Origin of the sequence: Psychroserpens sp. (assembly GCF_036960315.1) — a bacterium.
Taxonomy (GTDB): domain Bacteria; phylum Bacteroidota; class Bacteroidia; order Flavobacteriales; family Flavobacteriaceae; genus Psychroserpens.
In genome coordinates this window covers 243881-262619 of the sequence record NZ_JBALVR010000006.1, presented here as the reverse complement: position 1 = coordinate 262619, position 18739 = coordinate 243881, and the positions used below count along the sequence as shown (strand labels likewise).

General features: G+C 35.2%; 12 protein-coding genes. 1 reads left to right on the top strand and 11 read right to left on the bottom strand.

The features are described 5' to 3' along the window. Window positions 1-86: 86 nt before the first annotated feature. Window positions 87-668, bottom strand: coding sequence for a cytochrome c oxidase subunit 3 (locus V7719_RS12180; RefSeq protein ID WP_335730184.1), 582 nt, complete (start codon window positions 666-668; stop codon window positions 87-89). 1 nt (window position 669) lies between these two features. Further along, the gene (cyoE, locus tag V7719_RS12175; RefSeq protein WP_335730183.1) at window positions 670-1563 is read right to left on the bottom strand and encodes a heme o synthase; all 894 of its coding nucleotides are present in this window, start codon (window positions 1561-1563) and stop codon (window positions 670-672) included. A gap of 127 nt (window positions 1564-1690) precedes the next feature. Here cyoE and V7719_RS12170 point away from each other — a divergent pair, with 127 nt between their 5' ends. After that, window positions 1691-2575: an MBL fold metallo-hydrolase gene (locus V7719_RS12170; protein ID WP_335730182.1), complete on the top strand. Its 885-nt coding sequence runs from the start codon at window positions 1691-1693 to the stop codon at window positions 2573-2575. A 3-nt stretch (window positions 2576-2578) separates the two neighbouring features. Here V7719_RS12170 and V7719_RS12165 read toward each other — a convergent pair whose 3' ends face one another. The 9 genes from V7719_RS12165 to queG all read right to left on the bottom strand — a co-directional run bounded on the left by V7719_RS12165 (window position 2579) and on the right by queG (window position 18738). After that, a complete protein-coding gene (locus V7719_RS12165) occupies window positions 2579-4690 on the bottom strand; it encodes a gliding motility protein RemB (RefSeq protein WP_335730181.1) in 2112 nt (703 codons plus the stop codon). 118 nt (window positions 4691-4808) lie between these two features. Beyond that, entirely contained in the window at window positions 4809-5603 is a 795-nt protein-coding gene (locus V7719_RS12160) for an energy transducer TonB (protein ID WP_335730180.1), read from the bottom strand. Window positions 5604-5721: 118 nt separating this feature from the next. Beyond that, a complete protein-coding gene (locus V7719_RS12155) occupies window positions 5722-6447 on the bottom strand; it encodes an energy transducer TonB (protein ID WP_335730179.1) in 726 nt (241 codons plus the stop codon). 63 nt (window positions 6448-6510) lie between these two features. Then, complete coding sequence (locus V7719_RS12150; protein ID WP_335730178.1) at window positions 6511-6876, bottom strand: VanZ family protein; 366 nt, start codon at window positions 6874-6876, stop codon at window positions 6511-6513. After that, the gene (gene gcvH / locus V7719_RS12145; RefSeq protein WP_335730177.1) at window positions 6866-7246 is read right to left on the bottom strand and encodes a glycine cleavage system protein GcvH; all 381 of its coding nucleotides are present in this window, start codon (window positions 7244-7246) and stop codon (window positions 6866-6868) included. Before gcvH ends, V7719_RS12150 begins: the two co-directional genes overlap by 11 nt. 61 nt (window positions 7247-7307) lie before the next feature. Beyond that, window positions 7308-14684, bottom strand: coding sequence for a T9SS outer membrane translocon Sov/SprA (gene sov / locus V7719_RS12140; protein ID WP_335730209.1), 7377 nt, complete (start codon window positions 14682-14684; stop codon window positions 7308-7310). A gap of 66 nt (window positions 14685-14750) precedes the next feature. Then, on the bottom strand, window positions 14751-15332 hold the full coding sequence (ruvA, locus tag V7719_RS12135; RefSeq protein WP_335730176.1) for a Holliday junction branch migration protein RuvA: 582 nt from the start codon (window positions 15330-15332) through the stop codon (window positions 14751-14753). 82 nt (window positions 15333-15414) lie between these two features. After that, window positions 15415-17694 (bottom strand): NADP-dependent malic enzyme, encoded by a 2280-nt coding sequence (locus tag V7719_RS12130; RefSeq protein ID WP_335730175.1) that lies wholly within the window; start codon window positions 17692-17694, stop codon window positions 15415-15417. 123 nt (window positions 17695-17817) lie between these two features. After that, complete coding sequence (queG, locus tag V7719_RS12125; protein WP_442969081.1) at window positions 17818-18738, bottom strand: tRNA epoxyqueuosine(34) reductase QueG; 921 nt, start codon at window positions 18736-18738, stop codon at window positions 17818-17820. Window position 18739 lies beyond the last annotated feature (1 nt).

The following is an 18739-nucleotide window of genomic DNA, read 5'->3' as shown; positions in this document are numbered from 1 at the left end:
AAAAAAACATCCTTTTCTAAAAATTAGAAACATAGGTCATTACTAGACTATATAGCATGTTCAAGCCTGTCAAAATGATTAAAAAATTAAACTACATATGTTAAAAATAAAAACAAGAATAACCACAGTATATCTACAAAGTGCCAAAAGGTAGCAGAGAGTTGCATCCCTAGCATTTCTGTTGCTGAATATTTTTGTTTAAAATGATTATAAATTACCACTATTATTGAAATCAGTCCAGCTACAACATGCAAAATGTGAGCGAATGCAATGACATAAATGAAACTCATGGTCACATTACTAGTTGGACCTGTTAGATTATAGCCTGAGTCCAAAATTTGTCCAAACCCATAAAATTGACATACAATAAACGTTACACCTAATACAAATGTCACTAGTAACATTAAGGCTGTTAAGCTTCTATTATTATTTTTTAATGCGCGTTTTGCCAACATAAAAGTCACACTACTCATTACAATGATGAAGCAACCAATTAAAAAAGCTTTTGGCATCGTAAAATCGTGCATCCAATCCTCACGTTTTCTACTTACCAAAACAGCACTCGTAAGTCCAGCAAATGACATAATTAATGCCATGATCCCAAACCAAAGCATCATGCGTTTGGCTCTGTCATTTTTTTCTTTTAGCGTTCCTTCGGTTAAATCCATGTTATCTTATAAATTTATCTACAACATATACAATTTGCAGTAATGTAATGTATGACACACTTGAGAGCATCAATTGTTTTGCTGCTTTAGCAGTTCTCTTTTTAAATAATTCAAAGGCGTAATACAACATCATTAAACCTAATATAAAAACTATGATTGCTGCTACAATGGAGAGTTTTAAATCACCCGTCACACCAAATACAGGAACTATAGATATTAATAGTGTCCAAATGGTATACATAATCGTTTGCACAGCTGTTCCTTTATCTCGTTTTCTTGTCGGTAGCATATAAAATCCACCTTTTTCATAATCTTCAAACAAAAACCATCCAATCGCCCAAAAGTGAGGAAATTGCCAAAAAAACTGTAAGGCGAACAATGTTCCAGACTCAATTCCAAAATCATTTCGTGCAGCAACCCAACCTAGCATAAATGGAATCGCTCCAGGAATTGCTCCAACAAAAACAGATAGAGGTGTTTTGGTTTTTAAAGGCGTATACACACAGGTATATAAAAAAATAGAAATCGCTCCATACATCGCCGTTCTTTCATTGATAATATAAAGTACTGTGATTCCTAAGACGGTAAAGATGGTCGCAATTATAAATGCCGAACGCACACTCATTCGTCCAGCCGGAATTGGTCTATTTTTCGTGCGATCCATCAAGGCATCTAAATCTTTCTCAATGATTTGATTAAACGCATTAGAAGCGCCAACCATAAAATAACCGCCAAAAGCTAGTAAAACAAGCGTGTATACATCAACTTCAATTGCTCCAAGTAAATATCCAGCAAGTGCTGAAAACACAACACTAAGCGATAGTCTCATTTTTGTAATTTCCTTGAAATCGGAAATTATAGAAGCCTGTTTAACTGTTGATTTTATAGTACTCAATCCTAGTCCTTTTATTGCGTTTGCAAAGATACTCTGAAAAAAGCTTTTGGACAATTCAAAACATAATTAATTCTAGCATTGTAAGTTTAAGTATATTTATAGGACTCTTGTTTAAAATCACATCACTATGCCATGTATTTCTAAATCTATTCTTATTGCTTTTTTTATCTTCGGAAGTTTTGCCAATGCACAACGTTTTGACAACGTGAAAATTGAAACCATAAAAGTTTCTGACCATGTCTACATGCTTTTAGGCGCTGGAGGAAACATTGGCGTTTCTATTGGTGATGATGGCGTTTTTGTTATTGATGACCAATTTGCGCCTTTAACTGAAAAAATAAACGCAGCTATTAAAGCACTTAGTGATAAAGACATAACCTTTTTGGTAAACACGCATTTCCATGGCGATCATACTGGCGGAAATGAAAACATGCAAAAACTTGGAGCAACCATCATCGCTCATGACAATGTAAGACAGCGTCTAGAAACGACTCCTAAACGTGATGGTTCTATGAAAGTTAAAGCTGCTTTACCAATCATCACCTTTAATGATCAAATGAGTTTATATGTCAATGGCGAAAAAATTGGTGTGTTTCATGTAGAACATGCTCATACGGATGGCGATGCCCTTTTATATTTTACTGAAAGTAATGTTTTACATACTGGAGACACCTATTTTAAAAGTCGCTATCCTTATATCGATTTAAAATCGGGAGGAAGTGTTAATGGTTATATTGAAGCTGTTAAACTCGGACTTCAGCTTGTCGACGATAATACTAAAATTATTCCCGGTCATGGAAGTTTATCTAACAAAGCAGAGTATGCATTGTTTTTAAAAATGTTAGAAGATCTAAAAATGGCTGTACTTGTTGAAATCAAAGCAGGTAAATCTGAAGATGAGGTTGCCAAAAACGAAAGCATCACGAAAACCTATGATGATCTAAACTACGGAACAGGTTTTATCAATTCTGAAAAAATTCGACGAGCGTTTTATTTGAGTTTGAAGCAATAGTGATTAAAAATCATTGTACCAATTAAATAAATCGGTTCTCACACCAACTGTGAACCAAACTGTACTTGTGTCTAATGCAGCAGCAGTATTGGCTTGCGGATTATAATTTCTAAAGGTAATATTAGTAAATAATCTCAGGTTAGTTACAGGGTTAATAATATAACCACCTGCCACATCGGCTTGAAACACATTAGTTGTGTTTCCTTGTCCAACTGTTATACCAGTGTCTGCATTTCTATCAACTTCACTTCTAAAGATATTGCTTCCATAGTTAGCGTTGTCGACACCATCATTAAAATCGAAACCTCGTTTTCCAAAGACAAATTTTGCATCAGCAAACCAACGTTTGTAGGTATAACGACCAATCAAGATTGCTTCACTAAAATTTGCTCCCCAAAGATGTGCCATGGGTTGGTTATTGTGCGCATAATTTAACACAACTGAATTATGTGAATAGGTATATGGTCGCACTCTATTATATTCAAATTGAACCAATAAATTATCTACTTTAAAAGCATCAAAATACTTGACACCTAATTGATAGCCATATTTATTTTTCCAACTCTTGTCACCTCCAGTAATGTCGTTAAGCGAAAATTCATCTAGAATAAATTGTCCGTAAAGATTCACCTTATTATTCCATTTGTATTTTGCTGAGGCGCCTAAAATAGCATTTCCTGCGTCTTGTCCAGTAGAGAACTCTATAGCACGATAAAAAATAATTGGGTTTAGGTAATTAATATCAAAACCTCTGTCGTTATCATTTGTCCACAATACAGATTCAAATAACCCAATATTTAAGCGCTTGGTAACATTCCAGCTTAAGTAATGATTAGCCATATACTTGGTTAAGAATGCGCCATCTTCTGTGACTTCTCCTCTTACATCCTTTAACCACATCCACGTATTGGTGTATTTGATTTTCCAGAATTTAGTGTTCAACTTTAAAAACGGATGCGGACTCGCAGCATCTCCCATTAAAAGCGACCTGTAACCATCACCAATAAAATTCTTACCATGTCCAAATTGGATGTTTATAAATTTAGCTGGTGAGTAAGACAAATAAGCTTCTGCTACTGGATAATCAAACCCATTGTCTTTATAAATTTTAGACAAACCTCTTCCAGGAACAATTGGCTCTCCGCCTTCAGCTGTTAAGCCAAGTGCATATTCATTAAAGTACTGAGCAAAACGACCTTGACTTTCATATATAGACGCCGAGAAATTAAACTTTTTCCCCAATCCACCTTGAATAAAAACACCTCTTGTATTGTTATAAGTTGTACTGAAATCGGCTTCAGTGTCTTTACCAATTTGTAAATCAAAAACAGGATCCGCAGTAAACCAGTAGTCTTCTCCTTGCACTGTGACTAAATGTTCGTTCCAAAGTTTTCGGCTCCACCAACCATCACTGCCTATAACCAAAGATTCTTTCTCCGCCTTAAAATCGTAATATGCTGAAACATCTTCATAAATAAACGGTTTAGAAGCTGTATGACTATTAGTACCTAGACCACTCATTTGTTGGTCGAATCTTGCATAATAATTATGCGTAAACGGAATATTTAACTGACTACTATATTCTTTTTGAGTATAAGCAACGATACTGTCATTTACATTATCATACTCTTTGCTTACATCTGCATTGAGGTCTTCGATATTTTTAATATCCTGTAATGCAATCTCTTCTTTTTTAGTTTGAATTTCCGCAGGATTGATTAAAGGAATGTCGATACCAAGTGAATATTGAAAATATGTAGGTTTGCCATTGTAGCTACCAGGAGTTATTTTCGGCAATGCCTCAAAGATACGTTTGGTTTCTTCTTTTAGTTCATCATAAACAGCATCAATGTATAAAACCGTTATTCGTCCTTCTTTATCAACTTCAAAAAGCACTTGCACTTCCCCTTTATAACTTTCATCATTAACAATCTGAGGTACTTTAAACGCATTAAAAATATGAGAATTGATTTGATTGTTGAAACACATTTTTAATTCTGAAATGGGTTGTGATTCACATCCTGGAAATATTGGTGATTTTTCAAAAGTTGAAATGTCTTGAGCTGACAATAGTCCAAATGTAAATAAGAAAATGAATAAGAAGCTATTCTTCATAGAGCGAGCGCATCATATTAGATGCCGAAAGATACTATTTTTTTCAAAATAGGCGCTCAAAAAAAGCGGTCTAAAAACTCGTTTTAAACCGCCTACTCATATTACCAATATAATGTTACTAATTTACCTTAAACACAATAGGTAAATTGTAAATTACAGAAACTGGCTTATGTCTTTGTTCGCCTGGTTTCATTTTTGGGATTTTATTTGCTAATCGCAGTGCTTCCTTTTCAAGACTAGGATGTGGTGCTCTAGTAAACACTTCTGTTATATTTCCATTTTGATCAATCTTAAATTGAATCTGAATTTTTTGAACACCACTTAAACCGTGTTCAGAAGCTAAATCCGTATTAAATTTTTTCTGAACCAGTCGTCCTAGCTTATCAGACATACATTTAACTCTGTCTTTGTTCGTTTTCTTTTTTTCGCAACCCGGATAAATAGGAACGATTTCGACATTTTTCATATCGAAAATCTCGATAATAGAATCAACAGGATCTACTGGATCTTTAAAAGAACTTAGATCTACAATATCAGTTGGAACTGGAGATGTTACTAAATCAACAACATCCGTAATTTTATAATCATCCACAACAATCTTAAGCTCCTGAGTAATCACTTTTTTCTTCAGCTTTTTAATAGGCTTTGGCTTTGGTGCATCGGGTTCTACAACAAACGTTGGCATGACATATCTGTCGTCTTCAGGACCTAAAGGAATTAAGGTAGCTTGGTCAATTTTTTTAGTTTCAAATTTCATCTCAAAGATGCCATAGGTTCCTAATAAACATAGGATTAAACCAATTTGAAAATACAGCGACGAGTTTTTTTGTAAATTTGCATCGTGCTTGTGTGATTTTTGCACTTCTTTATTGCTCTGACCAGCAATATCGTGCGATTTGTTTAAATCTTTCATAATACGTATTTTAAAATGTTAATATTATGTCAAAATCACAATAAGCATACCAAAGTAAAAATCCCATCTAATTAATTTTAGATGGGATTTTGAAATTATATAATATGCTTATCTATATCTAGTCTTGCACTTGGAATAATATTGGTAAAGAATAAGGTACAATTACAGCCTTACCTCTTTGCTTACCTGGTTTCATTTTTGGTAATAATCCAATAACACGCTTAGCTTCTTTTTCCAATCCTGGATGTGGAGCTCTTGCTTGAATACCTACAATATTACCTGTTTTATCAATTTTGAAAATCACGTTGATTCGTTGTCTTCCAGATAATCCTAAGTCACCTGCTAATTCTGTATTAAATTTTTTGTTTACAAATTTAGCAATCTTATCAGACATACATTGTTTTTTCGCATTGTTGCCTTTTTCTTTTTCACAACCAGGAAAGATTGGAACGTTTTCAATAACCGAGAAAGGAACTTCAATATCTTCTTCCATTTCTTCTACCTCTATCTCTTCAACCTCAACAATTTCTTCTTCTTGATCTGTTTCAGTAGATTCGATTACAGTTTCTTCGATTTCTTTTTCATCTTCCACAATTTCGATTTCCTCTGGCACAACTGGTGGCGGTGGTGGTGGTGGTGGTGGAATTATTTCTTGATTTGTAATAGGAATTTCTTCTTCCTCTAAATCATCTAAATTTAGTTGCCCAATATCGATATCTTCTTTTTCATATGTCTTGAAATTGATAGTCATATAAGTTAAAGCAAGCATCAATACTAGACCTACAGCAAAGTATAGCGAACTATTTCTGCTAATGTCTGCTTTTGTATTTTTTTTAGGTTCCATGTGCAAATAAGATTTTTCTGAATGCTAAATTAACCAATTATTTGTTAAAAAAGCAAGATTCGTTCATTTTAACTTTAGTTTGTTTCTTGACTTTAACAGCAAAACGGCAAAACACACACCCAAAGTATTTGCAAGTGCGTCGTAGGCGTCTAAAGTGCGATGTTCTGTTATTGTATGTTGTAAAATCTCAATAATAATGCCATAAATAATTACAGCTACTGATGAAATTAAAATTGGGCTGGTATATTGTTTTGCTCTACAATAGTTATCCACCAGGATCATAAACATACAATAGGCAATAAAATGGAATATTTTGTCATCAAAAGAAGACCCCAAACTTGGTATGTCTCCAATTTGAACCAAACTTGCAATTGTTAGTGCCAATGCGTAGGCAATAACAATAGGTAGCGCCCATTTTTTAAGCGCCAATAATAGCTTTGTAGTCATCAGCAGATAATAAATCATCTATTTCTGAAGCATCAGAAAACTTAATTTTAATCATCCAACCGCCTCCGTAAGGATCTGTATTTACCTTTTCTGGATCGTCTTCTAAACTTTCATTAAAGGCAACGATTTCACCTGATAATGGTAAGAATAAATCGGAAACTGTTTTAACAGCTTCTACTGTTCCGAAAATTTCTTCAATATCCAAAGTTTCATCAACAGTTTCTACTTCTACGTAAACGATGTCTCCAAGTTCACCTTGTGCGAAATCTGTAATACCAACTGTGGCTGTATCACCTTCAATCTTAATCCATTCGTGGTCTTTGGTGTATTTTAAATCTGATGGTATATTCATCTTGTAAATTAAATGTTATTCTGTAGTTACAAATGTAATTTTTTTAGCCTTTAATTGCTATTTAATTTCCGAAATTGTATCGCAATGTAAATCCAGATCTAATTGTTGTTTGCGGAAATGCTGTAGATATTTCATACTCTGAGAACGTATAGTCAAAATAGAAAATAGCCGTTAGATTTTTACTAAACGCATAATCTGCTGTATACTTCACTCCCCAAATTGTCTGTCCTTGCGTGATTTGGTTATTCTCAATATCGAGATATCTAATAATGGTTTTATTATTTCTCACTGAAATATCTGCTTTCATATTCAAATCACTTTTAATGACCTGCTTTGGGCCAGCAAGCTTAGAACGAATACGTAAGTCTTTAATACGATATCCAAGTCCGAGGATATATTCATTCCCACGAATTTCAGTCAATAGGTTATTATCAAAACTCAGCGATAAAATTCGGTCCTTTTTCATTTCAGCTAGAATCTTAACAGAATTCTTCATCTCAAAATCCAATCTAAATAATGGACTAAATTGTTCTTCTAAGTTGATATTACTAAATATTGTTCCGTTTTTAAAGTTTCCTGATTGGTCTAAAACCTCCGGGTTTTGACTTTCATAATCAACTCCTGGCTGTAATAAGTCTGAGTCTAAATCCAGATTGGTTCTAAACTGATTTATGGTGTAACTCGAACGATAGCCATGTGTAATAGAAAAACGCTTGAACCTCTTTTTAAACCACTTCATTTTCATAAAACCAGTATACTTTAACTGCCAATTAGGAATTGGAATATCTCTAAATGCAGATAGGCTTATCTTATCAGGGTTAGCTCCTTGGTATGCTGCCAAAAACGATGGTAATAATACGGCTTGACTATTCTTCCCAAAGCCTAATGGATAGCCTTCGCCATCTACAGCAAAGTTATCATTTCCATAAAAATTTCTTGCCAATCGTCGTGCTACAGTTAATCGGTTAGCTCTAAAATCTTCAAAAGCAGGAGACTGATTTTCATCACTCGTACTAAATGCTGTTTTTATTAAAGCGGTCGAAATATTAAAGTTTCCGAAGGAATTTGTAATCAAACTATTATAGGTATTACTCAGTCCGTCACCATTTGTATCAGTCGTGTTGAAGTTTTGTGTGGTATTTTTAGAATATACACGTCCACCTGTTAAATCTATATTTAAGTCTTTAATCAACTCAATATCTGCCGAAATATCTAAAATACGATTGGTCGTTTCACTGTACTGCTGGTTAAAATCTGGGAATACAGTCAACCATCCGTTTCTGGCCGCTAAGTCCCTAATATCTTGCTGGCTTCCAAACGTGTAACCTAATGTAGGCTTAAGCGTTCCGATAAATCCAGGAGTACTTAAATAACCCGGTAAGTAAGACCCATTATTTTCAGTATAGTTTATTTGAACACGCTTTACAGCTGTTAGGATATCTATTCCAGCATTAAGAATTTTAGAACCCACTCCTTTTTTACTAGCAGTTGCAGCAGCAGTCCCTTTGGCTACTATAGGTTTACCATCTTTATCTAAAGCACCTGGCGTTGTTACTCTACGACTTCTTGCCGATGATTTAGTATTCTTTTTAGTTAAACCAATATGCTTATATAGGGTTTCTAGATTGAACGTCGAGTTGATATTATGCGTATTTGCATTTTGAATCGAGTTTCCTAAATTATATGTGGTAAACGATCCATCATCATTTTCTATGGGTAGATTCGTATTTAAATCAGATCCCTTTTGCCATTGGAAGTCACCAGTATATGAATACGTCGCTCGCATAAAACTCAAGGTTGGAATTTTATATAAAGGCAACTCATAATTAATCTGCAACTGTTGGTTTTGAATATTAGGATCACCTAAATCGAAGAAGCCATCCCAAACATCAAGATTAGAATCTTGTCTCCCGTTAATTACATCATCTACAAAATAGTTTCTTACGATATTTGTATTGGCAGCCGTAAAGTTTAAACTCAAAGCTTTAGTCAAATTATAATTGATGGCATATTGCGTATTGAAATTGTAGTTTCTTCGGAATAATTCTTCCAACCCAATATTATCACCGGTTAAATCAACTTCTCTAAATTTCTGCTTATTAAACTGACGAAGAATATCAGTATTTATTGAAAAACTTGTTGGAATTGGGTTAAAGTTGAAATCTTTAAGAATCTTCCAGTACTTCCCAGTGAATAATGAATCATTCTTTTTAAAGGGTTCAATAGTCATAGGCTCAAAACTGTAGTTGTAGTTAACTCCAGCTCTTACTTGCTGACTCAAAGCATTCTCTATTTCAAAATCGCGATGCTCTTCCTTATTATAAGAATAATTGAAAGTCAAGTTTTCTACATCATAGAAACGTGGTTTGGCGTCTCCTGTTCTATTTTTTCTAACACCTATAAAGTTGATACTTTTACGTTTGGTATAATCCTCAGACTGGATTCTAATCGTTTCACGTTCTTCGTTGGAATTGGCAGCATCTAGTCGCGCATCCAATTTAATATCTCTATAAAATTGATCGTACTCTGGAGTTATAGTTTGTTCTCCTATGGCATAATTAAATGGGAGTTGAATTCCCCATTTTTTTGGTAACAACTGTCCTAAATTTAAATTAGTAACAACATCATATTGTTCGACATCTTCTCGACTACGTTCGTTAGGACGTTGCTCAACCGATCCAAAACCGATAGTACTTTTTCTTCCTGTTGCACTCACATTAGCGAAATCGGCAAAATTAGCATCCATTGCGGCAACTGCTGCCCAACCACCTTCATTATCTAAATCTGCTAATCGCAATTCATTAAACCAAACTTCTCCACAAACATCTCCTCCATTTTGACCAGAGTTTTTAACTCCAACCATTAATACTCTAACGTCACCAAAGTTTGGATTACCCTTAATAGCAACTCTTTGAATTTTTTCTACACCAATTGGAGGATAGGGGTCAAACTCATCAACCTCTGTAAGTTGACTACCAACAAGGTCATAAAATGTAGGATCTATGTTTGCTAATGTTCCGTTAGCAATCCCTAAAGATTTAATTTGTTCCAGTATGTCCAATTCGATGCCTATCTCATTCGCTTCAGGCCAAACGGTTTCAGCAGAAGCCTGTCCAGAAGATACTTGTAATGGCACTTCTATTTGATAATAGTTTTGTGTAAAATCATTACCCATACGAATAAATCCTACTAGATCGCCATCGTTGAGTGTTCCTACATCACCTTCTTCAGCATGAATAAACATACGCAGTTTATTATACTGACGCATATCTACATTGATATTTTTAAAGACACCTCTAGAATCTTCTACTTCTAAACCACAAGCCTCAATTTGTAAAGATTGCTCATTTTGTCTAATAATATTATTGTTGTTGTTTAATTGCTCCAATACGACACCTGGAGGCAATACATAATTTCCGTCATTTTGTTGAAGACCTACAACTCCAACAGTAAATTCAGTGTTGTCATTTTCGTTGTTTGGATCATCATCAAGTGTCAATTTATAACGTCTCCAATCACTACGAACCAAATCTAAGGTTGCAAAACGAAGTGTTGTGGTTTCAACAAAATCTGTTAAGAATAAACGTGCAAAACGTACCGATCTAATATCGGTGATACCACCAACAGCTTCAGTTGGTTCAGAAATTGGAATTCTAAATTGATAATACGTAACAGTAGCCGATTGACCATTTGGTAAAGTTACTATACGTTCTTTTACATCGTTAATTTGAGGATTACTTTCATTTAGCGTGTTCTCATCAATATCTACTTCATATTGGAAATAACTATCAATAGTATTCATCGTGTTATCTCTGTTGATATCCTCAACATCCGGCTGTGGAGTAGATCCACGGTTGGTGTCGGTAAACACATCTGGTGAATTCCCTTGCTGACCATTATATTTTTTATAGCGATCAAAAATGTTACCTTCTGTATTTAAGTAATAGGTGTAGTTATCTTTTGCTGGATCTTCTCCAAAAACACCTCCAAACTGTGCTAGTTCTTCTGCATCGTCATAACCATCATAACCAACATCTTGGTTATCACGTTCTGCTCCTCCTGATGAGAAGGTGTAAATTAAAGATTGATTTCGAGGTACAACTGTTTGATAAGAAGTTATTGGTAATAATGGTGTAATATCACCATCTTCTGGCAATCCATTTTCATATTGTTTTTTACCATCCTTTAATACATCTTCGGAAATATTACCCAAATTGATAAATAGCTTACCAGGTTGACTCGTTCCGGCAGGATTATTCATAAACGGATCCATTAACCAGAATTCGATGTATTCGACATTGGCTTGTTCAAAATCGGTAGACGTAATTTGTCTCGTAATACCTGCCCAACTATCGTTAGGGTTTAAGTTATCACCAGCAGCAGCTGTTTCAAAATTATAAGGTCCTCTTTCGGTTGGATAATACGTTAAATCTAAAGTATTGATTACTGTACTCTGTCCTTGGGCAATGTCCAATTGTGGAAACACTTCGTCTATAAATACACGTCTTGTGTACAAATCTGAAACATCTTCGTCGCTAATATCACCTGGACGTTGATTGCTATAGAAAATCGGATCAATAGTGTACCAGTTTAATAAGGCTCTATCAAATCCGTTTTGAATTCCGTTTTCATCCTCTCCACCAAAACCTGCGTATATTTCACCTAAGCTTCTTGGTCTACTTGATAAAAACCATGATTGTGGTGACAATAAATCTATAGCGCCTTGAGTTCCTTCAAAATCATCTACATAAGCCGTAGCTTCATTATTAAAGTCGGTTCCTTTTGGTGCTCCAGGTGCTAAATACGCAAATTCACCTCTAACTGAAAGGTTTGAAGGTGCATCCGTATCTATATTTGGTAACTTGTTTACTAATCTTGTGAAAAATGGAACTTCGGTAGAGAAATTCCCATTTATACCAAAAATTGTATTATTAATTGGTTCGGAATTAAAATTGGCTTTTTGAGTAATCGGTCTTTCGTTTAAGTTGAGTAATGTTGCTCCTAAAACAAAATTTTCATTAAACTGATGCTCGACATTAACTCCTGTAAAACGTCTTGTTTGTTGTCCAAATACGGCGTTATTTTCTACGGAAACATTGATAGGTATATTTGACGATTTTAATGCTTCATCAATAATAAATACACGACCAATTTGATAGTTCACAGTATAGTCTTGACCTTCAACTAAAGTTCTTCCTCCAGCTGTAACAACAACAGAACCTCTAGGCACATTAAAAGCTCCTAATGGAATACCATCACCTCCTGAAGCTTTATATCGTCCTTTAATTTGGAATTTATTTTTCTCTGCTTCGTCCAATGCAGCTGTCTTAGTCTGCTTGTAAAGTATATCGAAAACATATTTCTCTTGGTTAAGGTTTGTATAGGTTTCTAATTCGTAATCTGCATCATTATTTGCACTACCATCGTCATCAAGAATATCAAAGAGGTAACGACCAAAAGGTTCTGCTTTGGTGAAAATGATTTTTCCGTTTTGGGTTAATACCGTTAATCCTGGAACAAAATCAAAAAACCCATCACCTCCTGCTTGCGGATCATTATTAAAATTCAATCGGTCTAAATGAAATAATCGAATTAAAGGTGTGTCTATAATTTCACCATCATCGGTATTATCAAAAGGTGTGTTATTGGCAAATTCCGGAAATGTTGTTCCTTCAACTGGACCAATATAATTTAAAGGTGAAGCCTCAGTATAAAAGATGTTTAATCTGAAATCTTCTCTATCAATCTGAAATGCGCCGGTATCATAGATATTCTTCATCATTAAGTCCCAAATAGGTTGATTCACATCAGTAATCGGACTCTTTAACATTTTTACTACCAAACTTTGTGTAGAACCTTCAACAATAACAAAGCTATCGTTAATCCCATCTGCATTGACATCTGGACCGTTATCTATTGTTCCGTCGCCATTCACATCAGAATCGGTATTATCATTAATGCCATCTCCATCTGAATCGGTGCCATTATCGGCAATACCATCTCCATTGATATCAACATCTGCAACGTTGGGAATCCCATCGTTATCATCGTCATTATTTGTAGCTGTAGAATTAACACCATCGTTAGCAAACTCACCTACTTGAAACACTTCGCCTCCAATGGTATATTGAAATGCAACTGCCAAAATCTCGTCATTAAGTAATCTCTGATTCAAGGAGATGTAACCTAACTGTTGACTCAGCACATAATCTCTTCCTTGTTGCAGTTTTCGAGCATTTTCTAATTTCCCGAAGTCAAAACCTTCGTTAACAGGTGTCAAAATACCTTGCTCTGCCGTTGTAATATCTCTAACTGCTGGAGATAAAAACGAACCACCTTGACCAATATTATTAGGATTAAAGGCATTGTTCTTATTATCTGGAAATTGTGACCCTAAAGGACTTATAAATCCGCCAGGCGCAACACCACCATTAAGTCCGAAAGTCTCGAATTCTCCAATATCTTGAAGTGCTACAATGTTTCTTACATTATCGGTTTGGTTACTTCGATTGGTCACCCAAACTTCAACTCTTGTAATTTGAATATTGTTAGCGATGTAAGGATATCGTAACATCGATTCATCATAAGTATCTCTAAAATATTGTGCTAAGAAATAGTGTCTATTTTCGTCATAATCTCTTGCAAAGAACTCAAACTCCTCTACAGTTCCACCACCTTGTGCAACTACAGATTGTGATTGAGATCGTTGTTCAGAAAAAATTGCGGTCACTCTTGTTTTACCAAATTGTAATTCGGTTTTTACACCAAATAAACTTTGCGCACCAGTTATTAATGAACTGTTTAGCGGCATGCTTACGTTACCAACTTCTATTTTTCTTACGATATCATCTTCGGTTGGTGTGTATTCTAGTTTTACCAAATTCTGAAAATCAAAAGTAGATTCGGTATCGTAATTAGCAGTAACCTGCAAACGTGTTCCTACTTTACCTAATAAACTCACACTAATACGTTGATCAAAATCGAATGTAAAATTACTCCGGTTTCTTGGTGAGAAGGTTGGGTTATCTTGTTTTGTAAATAGAATACCTAAGTCAACTTCTGCAGAACCTTGTGGAATTACTTCAATAGTATTCCCTCCAAAAATCGTTTCGAAAAGCCCAGAATTCACATAAAATTCGGGCAATAGATTTTTTTGATCTTCCTCAGAACCTTCTTTTTGTCCGGCTGCAGCATCAATTTTTTGTTTATAATATAAACGCTGTCTCTCTTCGAGAATAAGTTTTTGATATTCAGCTGGAGTTAAAATTAGCGGATAGTTAATACTAAAGTCACCTACTTTTTCTGTGTAGATATATCTATCAGTTGTAGGATCGTAAGTGTATTTAGAAACAATACTTTGAGGATTTGGTATTACTATTTTCCCTAGTGAAAAACCTGTCTTAGTACTATCTTGGGCATGCCCAAGACCGCTAACCATTACAAAAGCAAGGAAAAATATTAGTCGATATGATTTTGATAAAGTAAAGTTAGTTGTAATCAAATTTTATAAATTTTTTAAAGCTTCCTTAATAATTGTTTCTACTGTTGCATCTGGCTGTTGAGACACAATTCTATCCACAATTCGTTCGGATTGTTTTTTCACAAATCCTAAAACTTCTAAAGCAGATAACGCTTCACCTTTGTTGGTATTGTTTTTATTAACAGAAACTTCGTCAATATCGTATACTTTTAGCACTTTATCCTTTAAATCTAGTATAACACGTGCTGCAGTTTTAGCTCCAATCCCCTTTATAGATTGAATTAACGCAACATCACCATGAGCAATACCTTCTTTAACCTGTTGAGGAGTTAATGACGATAACATCGTACGTGCAGTATTAGCTCCAATGCCACTAACAGAAATTAAAAGTCTAAAAATTTCACGTTCAACCAACGAAGAAAAACCAAACAAGGTATGAGAATCTTCGCGCACGATCATGTGCGAATAGAGTTTGAGTGCTTCTCTATCGGGAATTTGTGAAAACGTATGTAATGATATGTTTAAAAGATAACCAACACCGTTGCAATCAATAACAACATCTGTTGCATTCTTTTCCACCAATTTTCCTTGAATGTGCGTAATCATTTACTCTCTTGGGTTAAAAACTCAAATGTAATAAAATTATTTACATTACAAAGACGAATAGCGGTCTAAAGCAGTAGCACGATTAGCTATTGTTTTTCTCCTTTTGCTGAGCATCAATAACAGCAATGGCTGTCATATTTACAATTTCATCCACGCTAGCGTCCAACTGAAGGATATGAACCGGTTTTTTCATTCCCATCATAATAGGTCCAATGGAGTCAGCTTTATTCAGTTCTTTTAAGAGTTTATAGGTGATATTTGCCGATTCCAAATTCGGGAAAATAAGCGTATTTACCTTACGTCCTGCTAATTTTGAAAACGGAAAAATATCTTGAAGCATCTCTTTATTTAATGCAAAATCGGTTTGGAGTTCACCATCTACTACTAGATTTGGGTGTCTTCTGTGAAGATATTCGACAGCTTCCCTAACCTTCAATGCTGTTTGATTTTTTGAAGACCCAAAATTAGAATAGGAAATCATTGCCATCACAGGTTCCATTCCAAACATTTTAACAACACCTGCTGTCATTTGGGCAATTTTCGTCAAATCGCTTGCAGACGGATTAATATTTATAGACGTATCGCTTAAAAACATTGGTCCACGTTGCGTCATCATCACATTGGTAGTTGCCGCTCTAGTAGAACCTGGCGCCAAACCTATAAGTTCTAACATTGGCTTAACGACTAATGGATAACTTCTAGAGTATCCAGAGATTAAAGCATCTGCATCACCTTCGTTAACCATCATTGCAGCAAAATAATTACGCTCGCGCATTACTTTTTCTGCGGAAAACAAGGTCACCCCTTTACGTTTACTCTGTTCCCAATAGACTTTAGCATACTTATTTTTACGGGCTTCTTCTTCGTCAGATTTTGGGTCGATGATTTCTACATCTTCTTCAAATTCTAACTCTTCCATGAGCGCTAAAATCGTATCTCTACGTCCCAATAAAATTGGAATAGCAATACCTTCTTCGAAAACAATTTGAGCTGCTTTTAAGACATCGAGTTGATCTGCTTCAGCAAAAACAACACGTTTAGGGTTTAATTTTGCACGATTGAGTAGCAACCTCACAATCTTGTTATCAGAACCTAAACGTTCTAATAAGTCATCTTTATATTTTTCCCAATCTTCTATTGGCTCTTTAGCCACACCACTCTCCATAGCTGCTTTAGCTACTGCTGGAGGTACTTCGGCAATAAGTCTTGGATCAAATGGTTTTGGTATGATATAATCTTTCCCGAAGGTCAAACGCGTTTCACCATAAGCAATATTAACCTGTTCAGGAACTGGTTCTTTCGCCAAATCTGCTAAAGCGCGAACTGCAGCCATTTTCATGGCTTCATTAATTTTTGTTGCTCTTACATCGAGTGCACCTCTAAAAATAAATGGGAACCCGAGTACATTATTTACTTGATTCGGATGATCACTTCGCCCTGTTGCCATGATAATATCATCTCGCGTATCCACTGCTAGTTGATATTTTATTTCAGGATCTGGGTTAGCCATTGCAAATACAATCGGATTTATTGCCATGGACCTTAACATCTCAGGACTTACCAAATCTGGCATTGATAAACCAATAAAAACATCAGCATTTGCCATAGCTTCATCAAGCGTATCTATTTTTCGATGCGTAGCAAATTCAGATTTCTCTGTTGTTAAATTTTCACGATCATCTCTAATCACACCTTTGCTATCTAGCATCACCATGTTTTTACGATTAGCACCACAAGCTTGGTACAATCGTGAACATGAAATTGCTGCTGCTCCTGCGCCACTTATAACAATCTTAACCTCTCCAATCTTCTTTTCAGCGATTTCTAAAGCATTTAATAAGGCTGCGGCAGAAATAATTGCTGTTCCATGTTGGTCATCGTGCATTACTGGAATGTCTAACTCCTCTTTTAGACGGCGTTCTATTTCAAAAGCCTCTGGAGCTTTTATGTCTTCTAGATTTATACCACCAAAAGTTGGAGCAATCATCTTCACCGTTTGTATAAACTCCTCGATATTTTCTGTATCGACTTCAATATCAAACACATCAATATCGGCAAAGATTTTAAAGAGTAAGCCTTTCCCTTCCATTACTGGTTTAGAAGCTTCAGGACCAATATTTCCCAGACCTAAAACTGCTGTTCCGTTAGAAATTACGGCAACTAAGTTTCCTTTGGCTGTGTATTTATAAGCATTGTTTTTGTCTTTTTCAATTTCAAGACAAGGTTCAGCAACTCCTGGAGAATACGCTAAAGATAAATCTCTTTGGGATGCATATTTTTTTGTTGGAACCACCTGAATCTTTCCAGGTGTTGGTTTTGCGTGATAAACTAAGGCCTCTCTACGTTTACTTTGCTTGCTCATATACTTTGTGAATTAATCAATTCGTAACTATACCTGCTTACAAACCGAATTACAAATGTAAGTGTTTTATGAGTAAGGTTTATAGAAAAAAGCCTAGAGACTGGAAGTATCTCTTCGGAAATATTAATCTTTTAAAAACGTAACATTTCGTTGTAAACCTTCAAACTTAGTCCGTTTTACTGCGGAATTCTTAAACACCTTATTAAAGGTATCTTTAGTGATTTCTTCCCAATCTTTTTTCGTCATAGAGAGTAAATCAGGGTGTGGGTTGAATAATGGTTCATTATGAGCTTTTGAAAAGCGGTTCCACGGACATACATCCTGACACACATCACAGCCAAACATCCAATCATCAAATTGTCCTTTAAATTCTGAAGGGATATTCTCTTTTAACTCGATAGTGAAATACGAAATACATTTACTGCCATCAACGACATAGGGCTCTGTAATCGCTTGTGTTGGGCAAGCATCAATGCATGCTGTGCAAGTTCCGCAATGATCGGTCGTTGCATGGTCATAGTCTAATTCTAAATCGATAATGAGTTCTGCAATAAAATAGAAGGATCCTATTTGTTGTGTTAAGAGGTTACTATGTTTACCAATCCACCCTAAACCAGATTTAGCTGCCCAAGCTTTGTCCAAAACAGGAGCTGAATCTACAAACGCACGACCATGAACATCACCAATTTCATCTTGAATAGAATGAAGTAATTCCTTTAGTTTATCCTTAATGACAAAATGATAATCGGTTCCGTAAGCATATTTAGACAACTTATAACTTTCAGTATTTTGAACTTCTGAAGGATGATAATTTAGTAATAAAGACACCACACTTTTAGAACCTTCAACTAGTTTTGTTGGATCGAGTCGTTTATCAAAATGGTTTTCCATATAACGCATTTCACCATGCGCATTGTTCTTCAACCATTTCTCAAGTCTTGGCGCTTCTTCTTCTAAGAATTGTGCTTTACTAATTGCACAAGATAAAAAGCCAAGACGCTTGGCTTCGGATTTAATAAATTGGGAGTATTGCGTTTTGTTCACG

What these genes read in the sequence shown, in the direction of transcription:
- V7719_RS12180 (WP_335730184.1), bottom strand. Translation starts at nt 668, where the DNA reads ATGGATTTAACCGAAGGAACGCTAAAAGAAAAAAATGACAGAGCCAAA.
- V7719_RS12170 (WP_335730182.1), top strand. Translation starts at nt 1,691, where the DNA reads ATGCCATGTATTTCTAAATCTATTCTTATTGCTTTTTTTATCTTCGGA.
- V7719_RS12165 (WP_335730181.1), bottom strand. Translation starts at nt 4,690, where the DNA reads ATGAAGAATAGCTTCTTATTCATTTTCTTATTTACATTTGGACTATTG.
- V7719_RS12160 (WP_335730180.1), bottom strand. Translation starts at nt 5,603, where the DNA reads ATGAAAGATTTAAACAAATCGCACGATATTGCTGGTCAGAGCAATAAA.
- V7719_RS12155 (WP_335730179.1), bottom strand. Translation starts at nt 6,447, where the DNA reads ATGGAACCTAAAAAAAATACAAAAGCAGACATTAGCAGAAATAGTTCG.
- gcvH (WP_335730177.1), bottom strand. Translation starts at nt 7,246, where the DNA reads ATGAATATACCATCAGATTTAAAATACACCAAAGACCACGAATGGATT.
- sov (WP_335730209.1), bottom strand. Translation starts at nt 14,684, where the DNA reads ATGGTTAGCGGTCTTGGGCATGCCCAAGATAGTACTAAGACAGGTTTT.
- ruvA (WP_335730176.1), bottom strand. Translation starts at nt 15,332, where the DNA reads ATGATTACGCACATTCAAGGAAAATTGGTGGAAAAGAATGCAACAGAT.
- V7719_RS12130 (WP_335730175.1), bottom strand. Translation starts at nt 17,694, where the DNA reads ATGAGCAAGCAAAGTAAACGTAGAGAGGCCTTAGTTTATCACGCAAAA.